26 protein-coding genes are annotated in these 25,758 nt (G+C 35.6%); 16 read left to right on the forward strand and 10 right to left on the reverse strand.

From position 1 onward, the window contains the following. The first annotated feature begins 45 nt into the window (after nt 1-45). The 8 genes from ACQ5J2_RS10750 to ACQ5J2_RS10785 all read left to right on the forward strand — a co-directional run bounded on the left by ACQ5J2_RS10750 (nt 46) and on the right by ACQ5J2_RS10785 (nt 8,841). On the forward strand, nt 46-1,026 hold the full coding sequence (locus ACQ5J2_RS10750) for an MlaD family protein (protein ID WP_432670406.1): 981 nt from the start codon (nt 46-48) through the stop codon (nt 1,024-1,026). 13 nt (nt 1,027-1,039) lie between these two features. Further along, nucleotides 1,040-2,368, forward strand: a complete 1,329-nt coding sequence (locus tag ACQ5J2_RS10755) for a 4Fe-4S dicluster domain-containing protein (RefSeq protein ID WP_432670407.1) — start codon at nt 1,040-1,042, stop codon at nt 2,366-2,368. A 111-nt stretch (nt 2,369-2,479) separates the two neighbouring features. After that, a complete protein-coding gene (locus ACQ5J2_RS10760; protein ID WP_432670408.1) occupies nt 2,480-2,920 on the forward strand; it encodes an LNS2 domain-containing protein in 441 nt (146 codons plus the stop codon). A gap of 45 nt (nt 2,921-2,965) precedes the next feature. Continuing rightward, complete coding sequence (locus ACQ5J2_RS10765) at nt 2,966-3,757, forward strand: (Fe-S)-binding protein (RefSeq protein WP_432670409.1); 792 nt, start codon at nt 2,966-2,968, stop codon at nt 3,755-3,757. A gap of 39 nt (nt 3,758-3,796) precedes the next feature. After that, nucleotides 3,797-4,279 (forward strand): ABC transporter ATPase, encoded by a 483-nt coding sequence (locus ACQ5J2_RS10770; RefSeq protein WP_432670410.1) that lies wholly within the window; start codon nt 3,797-3,799, stop codon nt 4,277-4,279. Between the two features lie 7 nt (nt 4,280-4,286). Next, the gene (locus ACQ5J2_RS10775; RefSeq protein WP_432670411.1) at nt 4,287-7,193 is read left to right on the forward strand and encodes a glycoside hydrolase family 3 N-terminal domain-containing protein; all 2,907 of its coding nucleotides are present in this window, start codon (nt 4,287-4,289) and stop codon (nt 7,191-7,193) included. Nucleotides 7,194-7,273: 80 nt separating this feature from the next. Next, nucleotides 7,274-8,410 carry an N-acetyl-alpha-D-glucosaminyl L-malate synthase BshA gene (bshA, locus tag ACQ5J2_RS10780; RefSeq protein ID WP_432670412.1) on the forward strand — a complete coding sequence of 379 codons (1,137 nt, stop codon included), beginning with the start codon at nt 7,274-7,276 and terminating at the stop codon, nt 8,408-8,410. Further along, nucleotides 8,407-8,841, forward strand: coding sequence for a protease complex subunit PrcB family protein (locus ACQ5J2_RS10785; RefSeq protein ID WP_432670413.1), 435 nt, complete (start codon nt 8,407-8,409; stop codon nt 8,839-8,841). Before bshA ends, ACQ5J2_RS10785 begins: the two co-directional genes overlap by 4 nt. Nucleotides 8,842-8,900: 59 nt before the next feature. On the opposite strand, the gene ACQ5J2_RS10790 is transcribed toward ACQ5J2_RS10785, so the two are convergent. Then, nucleotides 8,901-9,422 carry a hypothetical protein gene (locus tag ACQ5J2_RS10790; RefSeq protein WP_432670414.1) on the reverse strand — a complete coding sequence of 174 codons (522 nt, stop codon included), beginning with the start codon at nt 9,420-9,422 and terminating at the stop codon, nt 8,901-8,903. 410 nt (nt 9,423-9,832) lie between these two features. Here ACQ5J2_RS10790 and ACQ5J2_RS10795 point away from each other — a divergent pair, with 410 nt between their 5' ends. Both ACQ5J2_RS10795 and ACQ5J2_RS10800 read left to right on the forward strand, forming a co-directional pair. Beyond that, the gene (locus ACQ5J2_RS10795) at nt 9,833-10,642 is read left to right on the forward strand and encodes an alpha/beta fold hydrolase (protein WP_432670415.1); all 810 of its coding nucleotides are present in this window, start codon (nt 9,833-9,835) and stop codon (nt 10,640-10,642) included. Between the two features lie 55 nt (nt 10,643-10,697). Continuing rightward, a complete protein-coding gene (locus ACQ5J2_RS10800; protein WP_432670416.1) occupies nt 10,698-11,858 on the forward strand; it encodes a sensor histidine kinase in 1,161 nt (386 codons plus the stop codon). Between the two features lie 288 nt (nt 11,859-12,146). Here ACQ5J2_RS10800 and ACQ5J2_RS10805 read toward each other — a convergent pair whose 3' ends face one another. The 8 genes from ACQ5J2_RS10805 to ACQ5J2_RS10840 all read right to left on the reverse strand — a co-directional run bounded on the left by ACQ5J2_RS10805 (nt 12,147) and on the right by ACQ5J2_RS10840 (nt 17,941). Next, nucleotides 12,147-12,530, reverse strand: a complete 384-nt coding sequence (locus tag ACQ5J2_RS10805) for a DUF3037 domain-containing protein (RefSeq protein WP_432670417.1) — start codon at nt 12,528-12,530, stop codon at nt 12,147-12,149. Next, nucleotides 12,508-13,290 carry a HipA family kinase gene (locus ACQ5J2_RS10810; RefSeq protein ID WP_432670418.1) on the reverse strand — a complete coding sequence of 261 codons (783 nt, stop codon included), beginning with the start codon at nt 13,288-13,290 and terminating at the stop codon, nt 12,508-12,510. Before ACQ5J2_RS10810 ends, ACQ5J2_RS10805 begins: the two co-directional genes overlap by 23 nt. Before the next feature lie 67 nt (nt 13,291-13,357). After that, nucleotides 13,358-13,552: a DUF3185 family protein gene (locus tag ACQ5J2_RS10815; protein WP_432670419.1), complete on the reverse strand. Its 195-nt coding sequence runs from the start codon at nt 13,550-13,552 to the stop codon at nt 13,358-13,360. 176 nt (nt 13,553-13,728) lie between these two features. After that, nucleotides 13,729-14,550, reverse strand: coding sequence for a DUF4328 domain-containing protein (locus ACQ5J2_RS10820; protein ID WP_432670420.1), 822 nt, complete (start codon nt 14,548-14,550; stop codon nt 13,729-13,731). A 100-nt stretch (nt 14,551-14,650) separates the two neighbouring features. Continuing rightward, nucleotides 14,651-15,082 (reverse strand): 2-dehydro-3-deoxyphosphooctonate aldolase, encoded by a 432-nt coding sequence (locus ACQ5J2_RS10825; RefSeq protein ID WP_432670421.1) that lies wholly within the window; start codon nt 15,080-15,082, stop codon nt 14,651-14,653. Nucleotides 15,083-15,308: 226 nt separating this feature from the next. Beyond that, nucleotides 15,309-15,947, reverse strand: a complete 639-nt coding sequence (locus tag ACQ5J2_RS10830; protein ID WP_432670422.1) for a hypothetical protein — start codon at nt 15,945-15,947, stop codon at nt 15,309-15,311. Nucleotides 15,948-16,042: 95 nt separating this feature from the next. Beyond that, nucleotides 16,043-16,684 (reverse strand): DUF6266 family protein, encoded by a 642-nt coding sequence (locus ACQ5J2_RS10835; RefSeq protein ID WP_432670423.1) that lies wholly within the window; start codon nt 16,682-16,684, stop codon nt 16,043-16,045. A gap of 453 nt (nt 16,685-17,137) precedes the next feature. Then, the gene (locus ACQ5J2_RS10840) at nt 17,138-17,941 is read right to left on the reverse strand and encodes a tryptophan-rich sensory protein (protein WP_432670424.1); all 804 of its coding nucleotides are present in this window, start codon (nt 17,939-17,941) and stop codon (nt 17,138-17,140) included. A 240-nt stretch (nt 17,942-18,181) separates the two neighbouring features. Between ACQ5J2_RS10840 and ACQ5J2_RS10845 the strand changes: the two genes are divergently transcribed. Beyond that, on the forward strand, nt 18,182-18,724 hold the full coding sequence (locus tag ACQ5J2_RS10845) for a ferritin (RefSeq protein WP_432670425.1): 543 nt from the start codon (nt 18,182-18,184) through the stop codon (nt 18,722-18,724). Between the two features lie 70 nt (nt 18,725-18,794). On the opposite strand, the gene ACQ5J2_RS10850 is transcribed toward ACQ5J2_RS10845, so the two are convergent. Beyond that, complete coding sequence (locus ACQ5J2_RS10850) at nt 18,795-19,793, reverse strand: metal-dependent hydrolase (RefSeq protein WP_432670426.1); 999 nt, start codon at nt 19,791-19,793, stop codon at nt 18,795-18,797. A gap of 191 nt (nt 19,794-19,984) precedes the next feature. On the opposite strand from ACQ5J2_RS10850, the gene ACQ5J2_RS10855 reads away from it, so the two are divergent. The 5 genes from ACQ5J2_RS10855 to ACQ5J2_RS10875 all read left to right on the forward strand — a co-directional run bounded on the left by ACQ5J2_RS10855 (nt 19,985) and on the right by ACQ5J2_RS10875 (nt 25,757). Next, nucleotides 19,985-21,019, forward strand: coding sequence for an META domain-containing protein (locus tag ACQ5J2_RS10855; protein ID WP_432670427.1), 1,035 nt, complete (start codon nt 19,985-19,987; stop codon nt 21,017-21,019). A gap of 258 nt (nt 21,020-21,277) precedes the next feature. Further along, nucleotides 21,278-21,724 carry a c-type cytochrome gene (locus ACQ5J2_RS10860; protein WP_432670428.1) on the forward strand — a complete coding sequence of 149 codons (447 nt, stop codon included), beginning with the start codon at nt 21,278-21,280 and terminating at the stop codon, nt 21,722-21,724. Between the two features lie 37 nt (nt 21,725-21,761). Then, nucleotides 21,762-23,099 carry a cbb3-type cytochrome c oxidase subunit I gene (locus ACQ5J2_RS10865; protein ID WP_432670429.1) on the forward strand — a complete coding sequence of 446 codons (1,338 nt, stop codon included), beginning with the start codon at nt 21,762-21,764 and terminating at the stop codon, nt 23,097-23,099. A 98-nt stretch (nt 23,100-23,197) separates the two neighbouring features. Further along, nucleotides 23,198-23,983 carry a CbbQ/NirQ/NorQ/GpvN family protein gene (locus ACQ5J2_RS10870; protein WP_432670430.1) on the forward strand — a complete coding sequence of 262 codons (786 nt, stop codon included), beginning with the start codon at nt 23,198-23,200 and terminating at the stop codon, nt 23,981-23,983. Between the two features lie 10 nt (nt 23,984-23,993). After that, nucleotides 23,994-25,757, forward strand: coding sequence for a nitric oxide reductase activation protein NorD (locus ACQ5J2_RS10875; protein WP_432670431.1), 1,764 nt, complete (start codon nt 23,994-23,996; stop codon nt 25,755-25,757). Nucleotide 25,758 lies beyond the last annotated feature (1 nt).

Consider the following 25,758-nt stretch of genomic DNA (forward strand, 5'->3'; position numbering starts at 1 on the left):
ACTTTCATTTATTTATTATAAATTTGTTTATAAAAACGCTATATTTTGAAAATTACAAGAGAGATTAAAACAGCAATTCTCGTTATTGCTTCGATATTATTATTTATTTGGGGTTACAGTTTTCTACAAGGACGTGATTTACTTAACTCATACCGTATGTTTTATGTTCAATATGAGAACGTTGAAGGTCTTTCCACTTCGGCACCGGTAACGATTAACGGATTAGTGGTTGGTCGAATTATGAAAATTACTTTAATTCCAGCTACAGGAAAATTGCAAGTAGAAATTCAGGTTAGTAGTGATTTTCCTATATCAAAATCAAGTACAATTGATATTTACGAACCAGGACTTATTGGCGGAAAGCAAATTCAGATTGTTCCCAATTTTCAAGACCCCATAATGGCAGAATCGGGAGATTTTTTTAAAGGTAGAAACGTTCCCGGATTAACTTCATTAGTTGGGGAAAAACTAACTCCTTTGCAAGAAAAAATTGAAAAAGTAGCTGAAGATGCAGATATATTATTGAAAAATTTGAATGATATTTTAGATGAAAAATCGAAAGCAAACTTACGTGAAAGTATTTCTAAATTAAATGTTTTAATGGATGAGTTTTCTAAAGTGGGAAGTAACGTCAACCAAATTATCGACAAAAACCAATCAAATATTGACGGATCATTAGCAAATTTAAATAAAGCCACATCTAATTTTTCTAAACTATCAGATACTTTGGCGAAAGCTAAAATTGGTCAAGCGCTCCGGAATTTTGAAAATTCTATGAAAGGTGTGGATAAAATCGTTACCAATTTTGATAAGATTTCTACTGATTTACAGCAAGGAAAAGGAACAATGGGAAAACTACTGACGGACGATCAATTGTACAACAACCTAAATACTACTTCTGCTGAATTAGAATTGTTGTTGCAAGATTTACGCTTGAATCCTACACGATATATTAATGTATCCTTATTTGGAAAAAAGAATAAACCTTACGTAGCACCCAAAACTAACGATACAATTTCAAATTAACTGCTGAAAAACTATGCAATACTTAGACAATATTTTATTTGCAATTTTACTTATTCTCGGAATAGGGTATTTTACTTTAAATTGTAAAAAACTACTTCGAAATATAAAATTGGGTAAAGATGTAAATCGATCGGATCGAAAAGGCGAACGATGGAATAATATGTTTATGATTGCATTAGGTCAATCTAAAATGGTAAAACGTCCGGTTGCGGGATTCTTGCATATTGTTGTTTATGTGGGTTTTGTGGTCATCAATATCGAAGTTTTAGAAATTATTATCGATGGACTTTTTGGAACACATCGTATTTTCTCATTTATGGGTTCGTTCTATAATGTTTTGATTGGTTCTTTTGAAATATTAGCATTTTTAGTTTTAATAGCTGTAATCATATTTTTCATTAGAAGAAATATTATTAAATTAAAACGTTTCATTCATTCGGATTTGAAAGGATGGCCAAAATCAGATGGTAATATTATTTTATACTTTGAAGTCGTTCTAATGACTTTGTTTTTAGTAATGAATGCAGCTGATTTTCACTTACAAAATGTAAGCGGTGCCTTTATGCATTTTCATCCTGCAGGTTCATTTCCTATTAGTCAATATATTGCTGTTCTTTTTGAAGGTGTTCCAAATGCAACTGTTTATGTTATCGAACGTGCAGCTTGGTGGTTGCACATTACGGGTATCTTGATATTCTTGAATTACCTTTATTTTTCAAAGCACCTGCATATTTTACTGGCATTTCCAAACACCTATTTTGCAAATCTAAATCCACAAGGAAAATTTGAAAATTTAGAAGCTGTTACGACTGAAGTGAAATTGATGATGGATCCTAATGCCGATCCTTATGCAGCAGCTCCAGCAGATGCTGTTCCTTCAAAATTTGGTGCATCTGATGTACAAGATTTAAACTGGGATCAGTTGTTAAACGCTTATACCTGTACCGAATGTGGTCGTTGTACAAGTGTTTGTCCAGCAAATCAAACCGGAAAGAAATTGTCGCCGCGAAAAATAATGATGGATACGCGAGATCGTCTGGAAGAAGTAGGTAAAAATATCGATGCAAATAAGGGGGTTTTTGTACCTGATAATAAGTTTTTACTGAACGATTATATTACAGCAGAAGAACTTTGGGCTTGCACCACTTGCAACGCTTGTGTAGAGGAATGTCCTGTAAATATCAGTCCACTTTCTATCATTATGGACATGCGTCAATATTTAGTAATGGAACAAAGCGCGGCTCCAATGCCACTGAATGCGATGATGACCAATATTGAAAATAATGGAGCTCCTTGGCAATACAATCAACAAGACCGATTGAACTGGAAAAATGAGAATTAGAAGAAGAACGAATATAGATGATAGAATAAAGAAGTAGTTAAAATTAAAAATTCTCTTATAGGTGAGGTTAAGAGTGTTTTTTATTATTGTAAAATTATAAAAACAAGAAATATGAAAGCACCAAATGAAGCTCAAAAATTAGTAGAAACTGTTGAAAACGGAGCATTAATAAGTCCAATTTTACCCGAAGGAATTAAAAATTACCTTATTGATATTGACGGAACGATTTGTGACGACATCCCAAACGAAGAACCTGAGCGAATGTTAACTGCACAAGTTTATCCTGAAGCGCTTAAAATTTTGAATAAATGGTTTGAAGAAGGTCATATCATTACTTTTTTCACTTCAAGAACAGAAGCACATCGAGAGTATACCGAAATTTGGTTGAAAAAACACGGTTTTAACTATCATGCAATGTTAATGGGAAAGCCTCGTGGAGGAAATTACCACTGGATTGACAACCATATTGTTCGTGCAACACAGTATAAAGGGAAGTTTACTGATTTAGTAAGTAAAAAAGTGAACATCGAAGTTTTTCAAGACGAAGATTAAATGATTTTTCAAAATCATCCAATTATAATATAAATAAAGTTTACAATGGCAGAAAATATAGTGGTACCTACAATGGCAGAAATGTTGGCACAAGGCAAACAACCTGAAGTTCTTTTTTGGGTGGGTTGTGCCGGTAGTTTCGACGACAGAGCCAAGAAAATTACCAAAGCGTTTGTCAAAATCTTGAATCGTGCAAATGTTTCGTTTGCAGTTTTAGGAACGGAAGAAAGTTGTACGGGTGACCCAGCAAAACGAGCGGGAAATGAATTTCTATTTCAAATGCAAGCCATGATGAATATTGAAGTTTTGAATGCTTATGAAGCTAAAAAAATTGTTACCGCTTGTCCACATTGTTTCAATACTATAAAAAATGAATATCCAGAATTAGGTGGAACTTACGAAGTAGTGCACCACACCCAATTTCTAAAATCGTTGTTAGACGACGGTCGTTTAGCGATTGAAGGCGGTCAATTTAAAGGAAAACGTATTACCTTTCATGACCCTTGTTATTTAGGTCGTGCCAATAATGTTTATGAAGCCCCTCGCGATTTGTTAACTAAATTGGATGCCGAATTGGTTGAAATGAAACGTTCTAAAGCTAACGGACTGTGTTGTGGAGCTGGTGGAGCTCAAATGTTTAAAGATGCGGAACCAGGAGATAAAGAAATAAATATCGAACGAACAGAAGACGCTTTAGAGACTAAACCTGATTTTATTGCCACTGGTTGTCCATTTTGTAACACAATGATGACCGATGGAATTAAAAATAAAGAAAAAGAAGGTGATGTTAAAGTAATGGATATTGCTGAAATGATTGCCAATGCAGATGATTTATAAGAATAGATTGCTATTCTTTTTAATAAAAAACAAATAACAATGTACGTTCCCTTTGATACGCTTCCTGAAGAATCCAAAATATGGATTTACCAATCCAATCGAAAATTTTCGGATGATGAAATAGCTGAGATCCAAATAGATTTAGAACAATTTATAGAAAATTGGGCAGCTCATGGTACGGGTTTAACCGCTTCGTATTTACTTAAATACAATCGCTTCATTATTTTGGCGGTCAATCAAGAAGAACAAATGGCTACCGGTTGTTCCATAGATTCCTCTGTAGGTTTTATTCAAAGTTTAGAGCAAAAATACAAAGTCGATTTACTTGATAAAATGAACGTTACGTTTAAAGTGGGCGAACATGTTGCTCATAAAACGTTGATTGATTTCAAGAGAATGGCAAAAGACAAAGCGGTTACAGGTGAGACAATTGTCTTTAATAATTTGGTTAATAATATTGCTGAATTCAATGAATCGTGGGAGACTCCTGCATTAGACAGTTGGCACAGCCGATTCTTTTAATATAAATATGAATAAATTCCTCTTGTCGCTGATTTTTCTAAGTCAGTTTGCTTTCGCGCAAAACAAATCTTTTCCAGATCATACCGATTTCTCACAAACGAAATGGGTTGATAGCGTGTACAATCAAATGTCGCTAAACGAACGAATTGGACAGCTATTTATGGTAGCTGCTTATTCAAATAAAGATTCAGTCCATAATAATGCGATTGAAAAATTAGTTTCCCAGTATAAAGTGGGAGGTTTGATTTTCTTTCAAGGTGGACCAAAGCGCCAAGCAAAATTGACCAATCGCTATCAAAAAAAAGCAAAACTTCCTTTATTTATAGGTATTGACGCGGAATGGGGTCTAGCAATGCGACTCGATTCTGTAGCGCGTTTTCCTTGGAACATGACCTTAGGAGCCATTCAAGACATGAAGTTGATTGAAAAAGTAGGAGAGGCTTACGCCAAACAAAGTACTCGAATGGGAATTCAGTTCAATTTTGCACCTGTTTTAGACATCAATACCAATCCCAAAAATCCAATTATCGGAAACCGCTCCTTTGGCGAAGACAAAGAGAATGTAACCCGAAGCGCATTGGCCTTGATGAAAGGAATTCAGAATAATGGTGTTTTTGCAACAGGAAAACATTTTCCAGGTCATGGCGCTACTTCAACCGATTCGCATTATTCACTTCCAACAGTTGATTTTTCAAAAGAGCACATTGACGAAGTTGAACTTTATCCGTACAAAAAACTTTTTGCCGAAGGACTTGCATCTGTTATGGTAGCTCATTTGAATGTGCCAAGTTTAGAACCAAGAGAAAACTTTCCTTCCTCATTATCCTATAATATTGTTACGAATGTTCTTCAAAAACAACTTGGTTTTGAAGGCTTGATTTTTACAGACGCTTTGAATATGAAAGGAGCCAGTGATTTCAAGAAACCCGGCGAAATAGATTTAGCTGCGTTTATCGCTGGAAATGATATTTTGCTTTTCGCAGAGAATGTACCGTTAGCTTTAGAAAAAATATGTGTTGCCTATCAAGATTCTTTAATATCCGAAGAACGAATGCAACATTCGGTAAAAAAGATTTTAAATTTTAAATACAAATCAGGTTTAAACAATTATAAACCTATTGATACGCTTAATCTATATGACGATTTAAATCCAGCAACCGATAAAGCATTGCAATACAAATTGTACGAAAATGCAATTACTGTTGTCCGCAATCGGGATGAAATTTTACCTATAAAAAACTACGAAAAAGAGAAAATTGCTTATGTAAAAATGGGTGACGACAATCATTCTACTTTTTTATCGACGTTACAAAATTACACTGAAATTACAGAAATCAAGGAAGAAAACATCGATTCGTTGATGCTGAAATTACAACCTTTTACAAAAGTGATTGTAGGTTTTCACAAAGCAGATGGTGCATGGAAAAATCATGAATTCAAAACGAGTGAACTGGCAAAAATAGATTCAATTGCCAAGTACAAACACATTATTTTAGACGTTTTCGCAAAACCATATTCGTTACTTTCCATTGCTGATTTTGAAAATTACGATGCTTTAATTGTTTCATACCAAAATACCGATGTGTCACAAATTGTTTCTGCTGAAATTATTTTTGGAGCAGTTGGTTCAAAAGGAAAATTACCTGTTTCTATAAATGATTATTTTCCTGTAAATCATGGCTGGGAAACAAACCCGTTGAATGTTTTGGGTTTTTCTGCCCCAGAAAATGTTGGGATGAATTCTCTTATATTGGTGCAAATAGATGCTATTGTTCAAAAAGCAATTAAAGCCAAAATGACACCTGGAGCTCAAGTTTTAGTTGCAAAAGACGGCAAAATTATTTATCAGAAAGCATATGGTTCACCTACTTATAGCAATAATGTTAAAGTTAAAAATACTGACTTATACGATGTAGCTTCATTGACCAAAATTATGGCAACCTTACCGAATATCATGCAAGAATTTGATAAAGGTGAAGTGAATTTACAAACCACTTTAGCAGAAATGCTACCTGATTTCAAATATTCAAATAAAAGCAACATTACTTTTACAGAATTATTGTCGCATCAAGCTCGATTAAAACCTTGGGAACCGTTCTACAAGGCAACTTTAAATGCTGAAGGAAAACCAAGCGAAAAGTACTACCGCAAAGCTTTTGACGTTCAGTTTTCAAAACAGGTGGCTGATAGTTTATTCATCCGAAATGATTATCAAGATACCATCGTAGACTTTATCAAACACAGTGAATTATTGCCTAAAAAAGAATATAGATACAGCGATTTTACGTTTATTTTACTAAAAGAATATTTGGAACAAAAAGAAAATCGGAAGTTAAATGTTTTGGCATTTGACCACTTTTTTCAACCTTTGGGAATGACTTCGACGATGTATAATCCTTTATTGAAATTTCCACTCAACAAGGTTATTCCAACTGAAATGGATACTTATTTTCGTTACCAAAAATTACAAGGCTATGTTCATGACATGGAAGCCGCGATGGAAGGTGGAGTTGCAGGTCATGCGGGTATTTTTTCAAATAGTTTAGATGTAGCCAAAATGATGCAGATGTATTTGCAAAAAGGAAATTACGGAGGCAACATTTATTTTTCTAAATCTACATTTAATATTTTCAATAACCGCTACTTTGAATCTACAGGAAGCCGCCGTGGTTTGGGTTTTGACAAGCAGCAACTACCAGGAATTTCAGGACCAACATGTGCTTGTGCATCAGAAAGTAGTTTTGGACACACCGGCTTTACAGGAACAATGGCATGGGTGGATCCAGAATATAACTTAGTTTATATTTTCTTGTCCAACAGAACTTTTCCGGATTCTAATTTACCTAACGAACTTTCAAGAGCAAACATTCGGGAAGACATTCAAAAAGTTATTTACGAATCCATAGTCAAATAGCTACTACACACGTTAAAGTTATTTAAATAAAAAAAAGCACAAGCTCTAATTTTGTACATTCGTAAGATTAAAATATTCGAATGAAAATTGCAATTGTATGTTATCCAACTTTTGGAGGAAGTGGCGTTGTAGCTACCGAACTGGGTTTAGAATTAGCACGAAGAGGCCACGAAATACACTTTATAACCTATCGGCAACCGGTCAGATTGGCGTTGTTAAATCCCAATGTTTTTTACCACGAAGTTAATGTTCCCGAATATGCGTTATTTCATTACCAACCTTATGAATTAGCGTTATCTAGCAAACTTGTTGATATGGTGAAACTGTATGGCATCGAATTAATGCACGTTCATTATGCCATTCCACACGCTTATGCAGGTTACATGGCGAAACAAATGTTGAAAGGTGAAGGTATTGAAATTCCGATGATTACAACGCTCCACGGAACCGATATTACATTAGTTGGAAGTCATCCTTTTTATAAATCTGCTGTTACTTTTAGTATCAACCATTCGGATTATGTGACATCTGTTTCAGAAAGTTTGAAGCAAGACACATTGAAACTTTTTGACATCATAAAAGAAATTGAAGTGATTCCTAATTTCATTGAATTAGAAAAAAATACTGAAGATCAAAGTATTCCTTGTAGTCGTTCTGTAATGGCTACTGAAAATCAAAAGATACTGACGCATATAAGTAATTTCCGAAAGGTGAAGCGCATCCCCGATGTGATTGATGTTTTCTATAAAATTCAACAAAAATTAGATGTTAAGTTAATGATGGTGGGTGATGGCCCAGAGAAGGAAAAAGCAGAATTGCTTTGTGAAAAACTAGGAATTAGTAGTAAAGTAATCTTCTTTGGAAACAGTAATGAAGTGGACCGTATTTTAAGCTATACAGATTTATTTTTATTGCCTTCAGAGACAGAAAGTTTTGGTTTAGCAGCTTTAGAAGCTATGGCTTGGGGAGTTCCTGTAATTTCTAGTAATTCCGGTGGATTACCTGAAGTTAATTTTGAAGGTGTTTCAGGTTACTTAAGTGATGTGGGAGATACAGAGGAAATGGCTAAAAAAGCAATATCGATTTTGGAAGATGATGATACTTTGTGTACCTTTAAGAAGAATGCTTTAGAAGTTGCTAAAAAATTCGATATTAAAAATATTTTGCCTTTATATGAGTCGCTTTATGAAAAGGCTATAAAAAATCAGAAACTATGAGAAGTATTTTTTTAATTCCAGTCATTTTACTCTTTCTTTCCTGTAATTCTATGAAAAATTCAACGAAAGCCTCCCAGGACAAATCTGATTTATGTACTAATTTATTTAGTGCTCAATACAATGGAGAAGAGGCGGAAAGTAATGTAGTAATCTCAAACCAGAGCGATTTGAATTCCTTATATAAATCAGTAGGACGTGATGATATGCCAACTATTGACTTTTCTAAAAGTCAAGTCGTAGCACTTTTTTTAGGGGCAAGAAATACGGGAGGTTACAGCATTTCTATCGATAGAGTAGAGGAACAAGACGGAAAGTTGGTTATTTTTAAGAAAATAGAAAAACCGGCTCCAGGTGCAATGGTAACAATGGCACTTACAAACCCCTTTGTGATTGCCGAAATTCACAGTAAAAAAGAAATTATTTTCAAATAAAAAGTAAGAAAGCTGTAGTCACTTGATTGAACACAGCTTTTTTTTACAAGTTATATCTTTTACCACATATCACTCACTTCTTCTTTTATAAATGCCAAGGCAGCATTGCTAGGCGAATCTCTATCAAATAATTCTTTCAAAATTAGTTCACGTAATTCATTCGCAGAGGTGATTTCAGCGGTAGCCGTTGCTTTCCGAATCATCTGAATTGTAGCATTTTTGGCGGTAACTACATAACCCCAACAACTGCTTGAAACATAGATTTGTTGCGTCAAGTTGTGTTCAAATTCTTGTTCGATGGAGGCGATGATATAGTCGGCATAATCATTTTTATCTTCTGAAATAGGTGTTACCCGAATCAATAATTTTGAAGGATTGATGCGTTCCAAAAATAAGGAAAGTCGCTCATAAGCCTGTAATCGTAAAGGTAAGGCTTGCTTTTGCGTTTCTTTTTGGCTCAACCATCTTCGGGTATGTTGTTGGTCTTTAAAATACGAATTAAATAATAAATAGGCAACGCCACCGGTAATGACTGCTGGTAAAGTGTAACTTAATAATTCGATAATTTTTGTACTTTCCATATTTTTATTTAAAATTCTATTGTATTTATAAATGCTTCAAAAGTAAAATTATTGTCGTAAAGCGGTACAAATATAAAAAAATATTTCAGTTGAGGGCTACGATAATTAAGGTATTGGATGTGGGTTGTTACAAAATTTTGAAATTAAAAGTAGTTTAAAAAAGCTTAAGTATTTTTATAAGATAGTCGGCATGATAACCAAAAGTCGCAATGTGTTGTAGATTTTTATTTCATTCACAACTATTTTTCTAAAGTATAATAACAGATGTCAAGTAACGAGGTGTGTGAACTTATTGAATTATAATACTGTATTATTTACCACAAAAAAACATTTCATTTCATGTAAAAATCTCACATTCACTTTGTAGTGGATGATGTAATTTTTGTATTTTTATAAACTAATTTAACTATATGGGAAAAGATGTTCTTGCTCGAAACAATGTTATTACGTTTGGAAATGGCAAACAAGTAATTCTTTTTGCACATGGTTTTGGTTGTGACCAAAACATGTGGCGCTTTGTGACTCCTGCATTTAAAGAGGATTATAAGATAGTGCTGTTTGATTATGTAGGTTGTGGAAAATCAGAATTAAGTGCTTATAATGCAGAACGATATTCCACTTTACATGGTTATTCACAAGACATATTAGACGTTTGTGATGCACTTAATTTAGAAGATATTATTTTTGTGGGACATTCGGTAAGTTCGATGACTGGATTACTTGCAGCGATAGAACGACCCGATATTTTTTCGTCGATGATTTTTATTGGTCCGTCACCTCGATATTTAAACGACTTGGGGTATGTAGGTGGATTCTCTAAAGAAGATCTTGATGGTCTTCTTGATGTTATGGATAACAATTTCATTGGTTGGGCTAACTTTTTAGCTCCAGTAATTATGAAAAATGAGAATCAACCGGAACTTACTAAGGAACTGGAAGAGAGCTTTTGTTCCACTGACCCTGTAATAACAAGAAGGTTTGCAGAGGTAACTTTTTTTTCAGATAATCGTGATGATTTGTCTAAACTTACAATGCCTTGCCTCATTCTTCAATGTGCTGATGATGCGATTGCACCAGACGAGGTGGGTGAATATACCCACCAAATGATTAAAGGAAGTACTTTTGAAAAGATGAAAGCTACGGGCCATTGTCCCCATATGAGCCACCCCGAAGAAACAATTGACTTAATTCAGAAATTTCTAAATCAGACCGTTTATTAACAATCAAGAAAAATATAATGGGGATTGGCATGATGTTTATAATGTCGCGCCAAACTTGCTGTTTTCGTTCAGTTCAGATGGTTTTATTACCAGAATGAATCAAACGATGCTAACGGAACTCGGATTGGATTCGATGGAGAAAGGCAAGCATAAATTAGAAGATTTCTTGAATGTGGGTAGTAAAATTTTTTTTCAAACGCATTTCGTTCCATTGATAAAAATGCAAGGATTTGCCCGTGAAATCTATCTGAATTTCAAATCGCCAAATGGTACAGATGTTCCTGTACTGTTAAATGTTACTATGGGAACCAACAGAGAGTTGGGCGAAATACACTGTGGAGGTATGATAATTTCCAATAGAAATCGTTTTGAAAAAGAACTGTTACTTGCAAAAAACGCTGCTGAGGAAGCGCTCTCCCAGAATGTAGAGTTGTTGAAAATTCGTGCAGAACTTGAATTGCATCAGCGGGAGTTGGAAATGCAACTTAGGAAATTATCGGTATTAAACCGACAGCACCAAGACATTTTGAAAGTAATTGCCCATGATTTACAAGAGCCTTTGCGAAAGTCCGTTTTTTATGCTGATATGATTAAAAATCAAAACCATGATTTGCATAAGGATGTCACTGATAAATTAGACAGAATCATCGTTTTTAATGAACACATGCGTCACATGGTAATCAGTTTACAGCGTCTTGAAGAACTTGAAAACCGACAATTATGTTTTCAAAGCATTGAGCTTCAATCATTATTTGATGATGTTGTGTCAGGTTTTGGTTTTGAAAGCGATAGTATTAAAATCAATTACCAACTTATTCATAAGCATTTACAGGGTGATTTAGAATTGTTGAAAAACTTGTTTGTCGAATTATTTTTAAATTCTATACGATTTAGAAACCCAGAAAAAATCCTGACCTCTATTGAAATTTCATCAGTTTTGGTACAACGAAACATCTATGTAGAATCGGCAGAGCGGTATTTATATGAAGACTTTGTAAAACTGACTTTTTCTGATGATGGAATTGGTTTTGATACTGATTCCTCACTCGTATTTAAAATCTTTCAACGCGGTGATGAATTTGACCGTATAAGTCCAGGATTGGCATATTGTAGAAGAATTATTGAAATGCATGAAGGTTCAATCCTTGCAAAATCAATTGGCGGAAAAGGAGCTGGGTTTACTATTTTTATTCCTGTAAAACAGATAAAGGGATAGGCTGCTATTGATTGATTTTCATAATTAGAACTCAAGGTAGAATTGTTTTATGGGTAGAGTGGACTCTTTCAAAACGTATTGTATTGCTCTTTAAATCATAAATTATTCAAAACTCTTTTTTTGAATCATAATAGGGAAATAAGTACATAAATATCATCGAATCTTACAAAAATCAACGGACAAGTGATTCTTAGTACAAGAAAATCAATGAATTTATTATTTAATAATCGTCCGCTTTATCTAGCAATGATGGTCCTATTACAACCTTCGACAACTACTTATATTTTATCAAAGTACGAGTTCATTAAACAATTTTTCAAAAGTGCTATCTAAACTCTCACTTAAACCCGCATGAGGTCTGGAAGTTTGTAAAACCGAACTTCGCACGGCTGTCAACCATCGAAAGCGTTCTGGCGTTTCCAATTGCCCAATTCTGCCACCCAATTTGTTTCCTTTGGCCGTATTTTGAAATGACTCAAGGTACGTATGCAAGTCACAGAGTTCGATTTCGGTATTGAAAAGGTTGAATTTCGCTGCATTTACTTGGTACTCCATGCGAATGTAACGCTGTCTTTTGCAAAACAGAATCAAGCCTACATTGATAAACTCTTCGCGTTCTACTTTTGGCACCACGCGAATAACGGCATACTCATATAAGTGCGGTTCTTGCATGTTGTGCTTGATTTACAAAAGTATTTGCGTGTTCTTTTCGCAATACTAAAAATTGATAATAAATGGCTCTAATTTCGTCTGGTGATTGGTCGTTACCTTCCCAGATTAACCAATCATCGGGTAGGAGATTTACAATTTCTTGTAGTTTCTCGTTGGTCAAAAGTGTTTGGAATTCTGCATTTACTTCATCTAACAAAATCGCTTGCGGAAGCAAAACATGGTCTTTGATTAATGCAAACGGACTCATGGCATGTTTTTCCCAAGTATCCCATGAATGGTGAAAGTAGAATGCAGCTCCATGGTCAATGAGCCACAATTCTTTATGCCAAAGTAATAAGTTGGTATTTCGGAAAGTTCTATCCACATTGGTAATATAAGCATCGAGCCAAACCGTTTGTGAAGCTAATTTTGCAGCTACTTCTTGTGTATTAGGGTCAAAGTTTAAAGCACCGGATAGAAAATGCAAACCCAAATTGAGTCCTCTACTTTTTTGCAGTAGTTCCTGAATTTCCTCGTCGGCTTCAGTGCGTCCAAAGGCTTCGTCCAGTTCAATAAATACAAGTTCAGGAACCGGCAAACCCAAAGCACGAGCAATTTCACCGCCTAAATATTCGGCGATTAATGCTTTCGTTCCGTGACCTGCACCTCTAAACTTAAGCACATATTTAAAATCGTCATCAGCATCCGTCAAAGCAGGCAAGGAACCGCCTTCACGAAGTGCTTGAATGTATCGCGTAACGTTTACCGTTCGTAATTTCATTATTCATTATAATTTAAGTTACCGTTACTTAGAAAAATAGTAACGGTGACTGGAACAAAAGTAACCTTTATTTTTTCTTAACCATTGCAAATAATCCCGCAATTGCTACGACAGCACCTACTATTAAAAAGGTTAAACCGGTTTTGTCCTCCATTCCGAAGAACTCTTTGATTTCCGAACCTGCCGAATTCATGTGGTTGATTCCGTATCCTGCTAATGCAATTCCCACGACTAAAATGATAATTCCTGCTGCGTTTTTCATAGTTCTGCTTTTTTAAAGTTGAAATTTTTATTAAATCTAATTAATTTTGATGGAATTAGCAATATTTATTTTCTGCTTAAAAGTTGAGAAGATATAATGAAGATTGTTTAATCTACCTTATAAATTAGTAGTGGAGATATACACTTTCCTTCATTATTTACCATTCAATTAGGGTTTTAATGAACGGTTTCTAGTTCACAAAGCATTTCCTCTTTCTTTGCATACGACTGTATCATTAAAACAGTGACGATTGATAAAGGAATAAAAAAAGCAGATAAGCCAATGTCAATTCTTGTACTCTGCAACAATCCTTCAATTGTTTCAGAATTAGGGTTGGCTCTTGTTAAAACCTTACCAACTACATTACCAATAATCCATAACGTCCACCACAGCCCAATTAGAAATGTATTGTTTTCTGCTACATTGGAGGTTTTTATATTTATTAAGTGGGTTGTTTTTGTAGAAAGTTCCATCATGATTCTATAAGGACGCACTAAGTTCATTATGGGAACAAACCAGCCTCCCGCTGCCCAACCTTCGCCATAAACACAACGCGTTCGCATGCTTAAGTTATAATATGCCCGTCTAAACCATAAAATAAAGGCAAACATAGAAATAAACAGTACAGCCAAGTAGGTGATTGCCACAAGTTGTTCTCTATCGTCGTTTGAAGCAATCATGACGTCAGTAACTTCTTCGTTTGTATTTATGGCGTTCAATAATTGCAATTGAAAGTACGACGACGCAGTAGAAATTATTTGAATAACCATCACCGCCCAAATAAACAACTGCGCTATTTCTGCTCTTTTTTTATTCGGTCGAATGGCATTTACCTTATCTTGAACACCCACTACTACACTCGAATCTTGGTCAAAGTCGGTACATTTATCGTCAAAGTCGGTATTTTTTCCTTTAATTGTACAAATTCGTTCCAAATCATCAGTACCTCTTCTTCGGTTTAAACATTGGTCGCAATCTTCAATTTGTGCTTCAGTCATTGTAAGTAAAATAGATTAGGGGTTTGCAAAATTAGGAATTTATCGACTTCTTTTATTGCAGGAATCCAAATGTAATAAAATAATGACGCAATTAACTTTATTATTTTTTTATACCAAATCCATACGGCGCTTTTAATGGTGAAGAGTCATACATGTTGATGTAAATGGACACCGTATCTTTCGAACCTTCATAAGTAACACGGTAATTGTCTAGCATTGCCATACCGCTCATCCCATTGTTACTTTTCACAGGACAACAACTTCCTGACCTGAAATAAGAAATCTTTTCGCCATTTGGTCCCGTCAATGCATTCAAAAACCGGCGTTCATTTAGTGGTCCACTTGATTCACTCACTCCGCCAACTTCCACGGGGTTTTGGTCAGAGAGTCCATAAGTACGGTCGGAAGCCATTTCAGTAATGACAAAGGTATTGTGATTTACCAGTGTCTGTTTGTGATTCTTGATAACAGAGGAGGTCGATGAACAGGCTACTGTTAATATAAGTAGTCCTACTAAAGGGAGTTTTTTCATAGTTGCTTAATGTATTGGATTTAATTTTTACTAAAACTAATTAATTTTCAACCAAATTATAATAATTTTAATCTGAATAATTATAGTGAGACTTTAATTGTAGAAAAACTCTAATAACTGGTGGAAATATAAATTTGTATGAGGGTACTACCACAGCCTGAAGTCACTGGAGGAAATTAAAAATATAATTTCACAATGCGGAATTACACTATCAATTCATTTAATATTACTTACTAATCAATCTATTTTTAAACGTATTATAAAAAACGTTGTCCTTTAATAAATGGTTTTCTTCGACATTTAAACTGTCGTACACCGAAAAAGCAACACTTTTTATTTCGTTTTTTCTTTGAACTGCGGAAGAATGATGATAAACAATTTGATAGGTAGTGGAATGAAATTTACTCATTGAACCATACATATATCCCGTTAAAACCAATGTTCCGTTATGACATAATGCAAACTGCTTTCCAAAGTAATTTTCTTTATGCCAAATAGGTAGTGCATTATAGATTTTCTCTGTAACGCTCTCACTAAAGTGAATTTCCGACTTTTCAAAGTCAAAACCCAATATTTCTGCATTGTTGATAAAAGGTTTTTCCTCTAAATCTTCCCTTTTAACGTTAAAATGGCCCATATAAATTAGCTTTTCAGCGAGGGTGTCAACTCTAACGCCTTCACCATATATATCTACCACTTGTTTGATAATGATACTGTTTTTTATGCCAACACGTAAAGGAACACCATCATAACTTTCAATTTTGTTTTTTGTCAAGTAAATTTCAATGATGTCTTTCTTTTTATGGCAAGAAGCCAATAATATAGAGAAAATGCACATAAATGTCAATAACTGCCAATTCTTCATTTGCTTTGAAATTTATAAAAAGGTTGGTTTAAAAATGTATTAAATAACGCTTCGCATTTTCTTTAATGATATATTTATTAAAAGCAATCCATCCATCACCCCACTAAAAACTTTCCACAACACCAACTACTACTATTACTCTTCCTATTCACGGCAGCCATAAATGCATACACATACACTTCGTCACCTACATAATTATCAGGTAAAGCCACGATAGCTGTTTCATCTGCTCGAGTTCCCGCCGGGGAGTAATACACGTATTCTTCTTTTTCAGAATTAAATACAACTATAATTAGCTCATCTGTAGGCTTAGTACCGCCTTGATTTGAATTATTATTCCAAGTAAATTGTAAGGTATTGTCTGTGTTTTTCTCGCATTCTAAGTTGGCTAAGAATAATAAGACCCCTTGTGCAAACATCATTTTCTCATATAAAATTACAAAATTCTCTGCTTCATATTTGATGACTTCCGTCAAAAAGTAAGACACAGCAAGATTATTTCGCGAGCGGGTATCTACAGAAGTTCCAAAATAAAGAGCAAGCAATTCCTTAATCGGACTCAGTAATTGCATCACGCTACTCATCTTAGCTTGCTGAATCAATTGCAAAGGTGTAGCTGGTTTAGTGCTTTTTTTAGGTGCAGCTCGCATCACCGATGTCCCTTTGTAATTGACACCCACCACAGGGCCTACTTTGCCTGAGAAGGTACCTAAGATTCCATTGGTATAAATTGCCATAATATATTGATTTAAGGTTTTTTATATTTTATATACAGAAAAAAGTATAACGAATTTATAAAAAAAAGTCATTCGTTTTACAAGCCTTTCTGTTTTAAGGCATTTTTATATCTGTTTGAATCACAGTATAAAGCCTGTAAATTGTATTTTTAGTTTAAGTTTCTTCGGTCATTCTTCGGTGTATGTTCGGTTTTTATTGGGAAAAAGGGATGTTTTAGCGAACAAGTACCGAATAAGTACCGAACAAACTCCCTACAAACCTTAAGCCAAAACAATATCATATTTAACAATAATAGGGACAAAATAAAATCGATTTTGGTTACAAATTTGGATTTTTAAACGTAAAAATCCAGCTAGAAAATAGCAGATTTGCTTAAAGAATGTGCATTCGCTCTTTTACAAAAGGAAATAAGCTCCAAAACAGAGCTTATTAATTATAGTTTAGGTATTTGATTATTTTTTTGCTTTAAAAGCAAAGTCCATTTTGTTGCCGCTATTTCGGTATTGTTTATAAACGTGTATACCACAATTAATCAGCAAGGTAGCGGCACCCAGATAGGCGATGTCGCGTATATTATGGTACATTTCTTGGTTGCGAATACCAATCGCTATCAATGCCCAAGCACCTACGACTGCAAACTCACGCAGGTTCCGGTCGTAAATTGCTTTGAGGTTCACAATGACCGCTACAATAATCATTACAATAGTCCAGTTGTCGTCACTAATGCCAAACCCGTCCCAATCCAGTTTATTCAAGTAGGCTGAAATATTAGCAATGCTTGCCACGGTTACCCATCCGGCATAAAAAACAAAGGGCCAGGCTACAAATAAAATTCGGGAAAAAGGCTCGTAATCAAGCTCCAGACGGCATTTATAAACTATTTGCATCAGCGAAAAGAGCAATAGAAGTATAAATATGCACGATATTCCCGTATATCCGTAGAGCCACAAAAATACCCAAGCACTATTGGCTAAGCAAGAAATAACAAACCACCAACCGATGCGTAGTACGACATCATCTGATTTAGTGTTTGCCGTGAATAAACTTCGTCCTTGGTAAAAAATAAATCCTATCAGTAGTAAATAAATAAATCCCCATATTGAAAAAGCGTAGCCTGCAGGTGTAAAATGAGTGATTAACTTATCAGAAACACCTCCGATAGTCATGCCGTTTATGGCTCCTGTATTAGACAAATAGTTGATAAATATTGTGGAAACCAAGGCGATACCATTGGAAATTTGTAAAAATCGTTTCATAAAAGCTTTAAATTTATTTTAAAAGTACAAAATTTTTAAAAATGAAATTGAGAAAAGTGCATTTTTTAAAGAAAAGTGCTTTTCACATGGTGAATTATTTAAAAACAGTTTAAATTATTGAATTTAGGGCGTTTAATTCTTAATGTTTCTTTAAAAAAATATAAATATCCTAAGTAAATCGTAATTTAGAGCATAAATAGAAACCAGTAAATACAAATCATTAATTAAAAATTCAATGCTATGAATGACAGAAGAATCTCCGATAATATGGAACAGTTGCTTAATAAACAAATGACCCGTGAGGCTTACCAGGCTCAAGTGTATTTGTCTTATGGTTCGTGGGCTGAGGTCAACAGTTTTGGTGGAATTGCGACTTTTTTATACAAACACTCGAATGAGGAACGCGAACACATGTTCAAATTCCTGAAATACATCAACGATAGAGGAGGAAGTGCTACAATTGAAGCCATTGCAGCAGCTCCCGTAAATCCAAAGAATATAGGCGAATGCCTGAATGCTATTTTGCAACATGAAATAGATAATTCAAAAGAAATTGATAAAATTGTAAATCTGGCACACGAAGAAAAGGATTGGGCTACTTTTAGTTTCGGTCAATGGTTTGTGAAGGAGCAGATAGAGGAGGAAAGCTTGATTAAAGATGTGATTGATAAATACAATTTGGCGTCAACAGCAACAAGTCAGAATCATAACTTATACGACATGGATAAAGATTTAGCAAGTGCTTCGCAAGAGGGAACTTTACCTCGGGAAGAGTCTTTGTAAAGTTATTTTTAATAGGTGAGAAAGGGTGTGGGAAATTATTTTCACATCCTTTTTTTTGTGCCAAAAAAAGCTAATTTCCTTGTAGACGTTTCCACAGTTTTTGCAGTAAAAGCTTGCCGTCTCTTTTTGCTTTTGGCACTTCAATTACTTCAAATGAACCATCTGACTTTTCGATAAATTCGTAACTAAATGCAAATTGTGGTTGATCCGGATTGTCGTTTAATAAACCGAAACGCAAATCGTTAAAATAAATGCTGTTTTTATGCCGACTGACAATATGCCAGCCTTCTGATATTGCAACTAACTTTTTAAAGTTTTCGGATTTATTAATCTGTTTACCAGCTTCTTCATTATTTTTATATAAAGTAAAGCTTATAGGCTTAGAATCCAATAACGAGTAGTCGGCAAGTAAATAGCCTTCCTTTGTTTTGATGTTAGCATTCCATAAAATGGTGTTGAAAGCGGTGGGTTTTACGATGATTTCGGTGTAATTAATGCCTTGATTTTTCAATGCATTTTCAAATTTATTTAATGCAAATAATTTAATTCCACTGGCAAGAATCAGGTAACACGAACTAATAATAAGTCCGCGAAAGACATACTTTTTTCGTAGCAAATCCAGTCTTGTTCGGTACACATAAATAAGGGATATCAACAGCGGAATGCTATAAAGCGGGTCGATGACAAAAATGGTTTTTAAGGCAAATCGGTCGGGTAGTGGCCACAAAATTTGCGTACCCCAAGAAGTGAACGCATCCAAAATCACGTGCGTAAACAATCCGAAAAAAGCAAGAATTATAGAACGTTGCAACGTGATTTTACCGCGTTCTAATTTGGCGATAAGCCAACCTAAAACAGGCGAGAGGCAAACAAAAAAGAAGAGCGAATGACTCAAGCCGCGATGTATGGCGACTCCAGATACGGGGTCCATAAACATGCCTACCACGACATCTAGGTCGGGAATTGTACCCAATACAGCTCCATACAGAAATGTTTTGTTTTTGAGTTGGCGACCGGCAATCACTTCTGCGGTAGCGATGCCTAAAAGTACTTGTGTGAATGAATCCATAGCGTGCAAAAATACGAATTAGGTCTTCGATACAAAGCTATTAATTAAGAATGAATAAGGTCTTGTTATCGGTAAAAAAGTAAAAGTAGGAGCGTTTTCGATTGGTTTTCGGCTTTTTTTTTGATATTTTAGCACTCCCCAGATTTTTAACTTACTCAATAAATAAAATTAGAAATTACAATTTTAAAAAAATGAAGTTAAAGACGATTGCAATACTCCTTACGACTGTGCTTATGCAGTCTTGTGCTACGACTAATACGACAACTTTTGAAAACAAAACAATTTTAGTCGGTGGTTATAAAACGGAGTGTGAGACAGGTAGAGATAAAAGAGAATGTTTGATGGTGAGTTACGAGACGGATTTGGCTGAAGCCAAATGGGAATATTTTCACGGCACATTTGAAAACTTTGCTTTTGAACCGGGAATACTGCAAAAAATTAAAGTAAAAACACCAATAATACCAAGAGGAACGCCTGTAGAAGAGCGCTTTTCGCCCACTTACACCGTGGTCAAAGTGTTGAAGAGAAGTAAAGATGTTCGATGGAATCTGCAGGGTGATTGGACATTGACCAGCATAAGCGACGTGGATGTGGAGCAAAATAAAGAGACGCCTCGTATTTCGTTTGACTTGACTAAAAACCGCGTTTCGGGAAACAATGGATGTAATAATTTTGGCGGAATTATACATGATGTGGCAAGTAGTACAATTAAGTTGGAACGTACATTAGGAACTTTACGCGCTTGCATAGACATGCCATTAGCCGACCAGTTTGATGTGGCTTTTGACAAAATCAGATCGTACAAAATTGCTGATAACCAATTGCAGTTCTTTGATGCTAGAGGGAACATGGTTTTTACTTTTTCGAAGACTTTACTTTCAACAGCCGATACACGTATACACGACATTTGGGTAGCGATAAAAATTAATGGGAAAGAGGTGCCAAAACGGGAAGAAATGCCGCGAATGGAGTTGAATTTAAACACGATGCAACTTTTTGGAAACAATGGATGTAATGAATATGCAGGGAAAATCACTTTGGCAACGGAGAAGAAAATAACATTTGGCCCTGTAGCAACTACACGAAAAATGTGTCGGGATATGGAACTTCCCGCCAAGTTTGACAAAGCGTTGCAGCAAGCAGCTAGTTATAAATATGAAAAATTACATTTAAAAATATACGATGAGAAAGGGAAGGAATTGATAACTTTGTTGAAAGTGGATTAAGAATCTGCAAAATCTTTACAAATAGAAAGCCGTTTTAATAAACTATTGAAGCGGCTTTTTTGTGCATTGTACCGAAAGTGTTGCTTTTCAATAAAAGAACCAAGATAACAACGATTAAAAAACATAAAAGGATGAATATATCCTTTATTAGTTGGGTAAATATGATTTAAATCATATCGAGGCTATTATTTTCTTATTTAATTTGCACTATTATAAAAGACAAAAATGTCTTTTATTGTCTAACTAATCTATAAAAGTATGTTATCAAAATCACAAGCAAGAACGTTTTTTCTAGGCGGCACGGTGGTAACCTTTCTGGTCTTTATAGGCCTGACGGTGTATTCCTTCATGCCTAGTATCGACCAGACGCATCATGAGAAGATTGATGCACAAGTAATCCGGGGTAAGGAAATCTGGGAGTCCAACAACTGTATGGGTTGCCACACGATTATGGGAGAAGGAGGCTACTATGCTCCCGAATTGACCAAAGTGGTAGAACGAAGAGGCGAAGGCTACATCAAAGCAGTACTTCAATCGCCTATTCCTTGGGGACCAAGGGGACGTAAAATGGTTAAATACGAAATGAACGATGCCGATACCGAGGCGATGATTGCGTATTTTAACTGGATTGGTCAGTTGGATTTAAACGGTTTTGAACGCGTCGTTTCGCCATTGTCACAAGACGATGAAGAAGTAACAGAATAATCCAAAGCGGACTTCTAACAAATTAAATTTTATATAAATGAAATATAAATCACAAAAAGTAGCGTATTGGTTCTTTGCACTCTGCATGTTATTGTTTGCACTGCAAATTATCTACGGTTTTATCATGGGCTTTGCCCGAATAGGAATGGACGGTTTACACGACTGGATTCCATTTAATACTGCTAGAGCAGTTCATACCAATTTATTGGTAGTTTGGTTATTAACTGGATTCATGGGTGCGGCTTATTACATTATTCCCGAGGAAGCACAACGCGAACTGGCGAGTGTGAAATTGGCGTACGTACAATTAATTTCACTTGCAGTTGTAGGTGTTTTGGCAATTGTAGGTTTTCACTTCAACATTTGGGAAGGTAGAAAATTCTTAGAAATTCCACGAGAACTCGATTATTTAGTCGTGGTGAATGTCTTGTTATTCTTAGGAATCATACTTACCACACTCTGGAAAGCCGAACGTAGAACTACAACAGCCCTAGTTTTAACCATGGGATTGGTATTTGCAGCCTTACTTTATTTACCTGGAATGATTTGGTTTGACAGTCAAGTAACGGATTCTTTCTTCCGTTGGTGGGTAGTTCACCTATGGGTTGAAGGGGTTTGGGAATTGATTATGGGTGGTATTTTATCGTACCTATTGATTAAATTAACAGGTGTCGACAGAGAAGTTATCGAAAAATGGTTGTATGTAATTGTAGGTTTGACGTTCTTATCAGGTTTATTAGGAACAGGTCACCACTATTACTACATCGGAGTAAATAAAATCTGGTTAATCGTAGGTGGTGTATTCTCTGCATTGGAACCGTTAGCATTCTTGGCAATGGCATTATTTGCTGTCAATATGTATCGAAAAGGGGAGAAATCACACCCGAACAAAATTGCTTTATTCTGGACAATAGGTGCGTCAATCGTATCCTTCGTAGGAGCTGGGTTATTGGGATTTGCACATACATTACCGCAAACTAATATTTACACACACGGAACTTTAGTTACAGCAATGCACGGTCACTATGCCTTCTGGGGTGCTTATGCAATGATTGTCTTGGCAATTATTAGTTATGCGTTGCCAAATATGACCGGTCGAAAACGTTATAATTCCACACAAGGTCACATGGCTTTTTGGTTATCCAATGTCGGCATGCTTGGAATGACAGTTGCGTTTGGAGTTGCCGGAGTTGCTCAAGTGTATTTGGAACGTAAACAGAAAATGGAGTTTATGGAAGTGCAAAATGAAATCAGTGTACACTTTATCGTCTTGTTATTATGTGCGTCACTATTTACCACAGGTATCATCATGTTCATCATTGAATTCATCAAATACGGCCGTCCAACGGATGAGGCGTTAGAAAAAGAAGTATAAAATATTAGGGGTCAAATTAGTTTTTGACGGTAGCCGAGACCAATTGAACAGAGTTGTCGCTGTACCTTTTGGTTTCGGTTTTTTAAAACAAAGAAATTATGTTAGTACAAGAATCCACTGTTTTTTACAAAGCCATTGGCTCGGAAATAAGCGTGTTCCAACAAATTAACGCACTCAAAATGCCTTTGCTCATCAAAGGACCTACAGGAACGGGGAAATCTCGATTTGTTGAATTCATGGCGCAAGAAGTAGGCAAAAAACTAATCACAGTAAGTTGTCACGAGGAAACTTCTGCAACGGATTTAATTGGAAGATTCATCATCAAAGGAGCAGAAACCATCTGGATTGACGGCCCACTTTCGATAGCAGTCAAAAAAGGCTACATCTTATATTTAGATGAAATTGCCGAAGCAAGACCGGATGTCATCGTTGCGATTCACTCGTTAACGGACCACAGACGCGAATTGTTTATTGATAAATTAGGAGAAACCATCAAAGCACACGAAAATTTCTTATTAGTGGCTTCGTTCAATCCGGGTTATCAAAAGGGATTTAAAGAGTTGAAACCTTCTACAAGACAACGTTTTGTAGCACTGTCGTTTGATTATCCACAACCTAAAATAGAAGCTGAAATTCTAATTAATGAAACTGGGATTGCAACAGATATTGCACAGAAATTAGTCAATATTGCTTCGAAAATCAGAAACTTGACGGAGCTGGGATTAACTGAAACCGTTTCAACTCGATTGTTAGTGGATGCTGCGAAACTCATTAACAACGGTTTGCCGAAACGCTTATCGGTTCACGTGGCAATTGTAGAGCCTTTAACGGACGAATTAGAAACAATTCAGGCGCTTAAAGATTTGTGTGACTTAATGATTTAAACGTTTTATCATGGGATTTGAATTAGACGAATATATTTTTGAAAAAGCCACTAAATATTTTAAAAACCGAAAATACAACAATGTTGAAGTATTAAGTCGGCAAGTAAATTTGGTAGACATCAAACAACGATTGACGCTCTTTGCTCGTGCTTTAACAGGACGTGCTATTGAAATTTTCCCTGCGGAACGAGAAGGCGGTTATAAAAACAAAAACTTCTTTCTGCCGATAAGTTGCGCTTTATTTGCCACTAAAGACGAAAACCTACAGTATTATTTTTATCGAGTAGTATACTTATGCGTCCAAAGACAATTGGAACTCAATTGGACAGAAAGCAGTCAACCCGACGTTTTATCTTCAGAAAAAGCGATTGAAACGGCTCCACAAGTGTTGGCTAAACTTTTTACCGATTATCCTTCATTGCATCTTTTTTATGAAAATGCCGTTCCACAAATTCTTTTGCATCCCAAAACCAAAACGCCTGATGTTTCATGGCTGTATGGCAAATGGATGTTGAATACCGTGGAAATTGATGTAAAAGATTCGCTGCATAACTTTGACGACCAAATCAAAAAAGCAAATAATGTAGTTGCCAAAACTACTTTACAGGCAAAAGCGGTGGAAGAAATCAATTCACTAGCGATTGACAAAAAGCAACAAGAAGATTATGTATTGATGCATAGTTTTGAAAAAATAGATACCGCAGAAGAATTCAACGGAAACTGGCGGGACTTTGACGGCAAAGACGAATTGAAAAGCCACCAAGAAGCCTTGGAAGACATGAAAATGAAATTCACCGTAAGAGTGGATGACACGGTGCATTCGGTGTATCAAGCAGATTTTATTGAGAATACTTCGATTGCAGAAAGTGCCGAAATTGACACGACTGGTTTTCACCTCAAATACAACGAATGGAATTATAAAAAACGGAGCTATTTGGATAACTATTGCAAAGTATATCCTAAAACACAATTAAAAACGCACGATACGTATTATAAAAATACGATTAATAAATACAAAACGACGCTCAATGGTTTGCGTAAAATGCTGACGAGTGTCAACAATAAAATGCAACAACAACGCCGTCAATTGCAAGGCGAAGAATTTGATTTGGACGCGTTAACCGATTTGTATTCGGATTTGCATTCGGGGAAATCGCCAGACGAACGGATTTATTTGGCCAACAGAAAGAAAGACAAAGAAATAGCTATTTTGGTATTGCTCGATTTGAGTTTGTCAAGCGATGGTTATGCGGCAGGAAACCGTGTGATTGATGTCGAAAAAGAAGTGTCAATTTTGTTTGGAGAAATTCTGCAAGAGTTTGATATTTCCTTTGCAATCGATGGATTTTATTCCAAAACTAGGAATTTCACGACCTATTTAACGCTCAAAGATTTCAATGAAAAATGGCAGCACGCCAAAGATAAAATAGGTTCCGTTCAACCCAATGGCTACACTCGAATTGGTCCTGCCTTGCGACATGCAGCCGCTAGAATCGAAAAAGTGGACGCAAAGAACAAGTGGATTATTTTACTTTCGGACGGAAAGCCCAATGATTACGACAAATACGAAGGCCAGTACGGCATTCAAGATATAAAGCAAGCGTTGCGGGAACTCAACGAGAAAAACATCAATACGTATGCACTTGCGATTGAAAATCAAGCCAAATATTACTTACCCCAAATGTTTGGCCACAACCATTACCAAATATTAACCTCGCCACAAGCTTTGCTGAAATCAATGGTCAAGCTGTACGAGAAAATCAAACACCAGTAAA

The sequence above is a fragment of the Flavobacterium sp. SM2513 genome, assembly GCF_050908145.1.
Taxonomy (GTDB): Bacteria; Bacteroidota; Bacteroidia; order Flavobacteriales; family Flavobacteriaceae; genus Flavobacterium.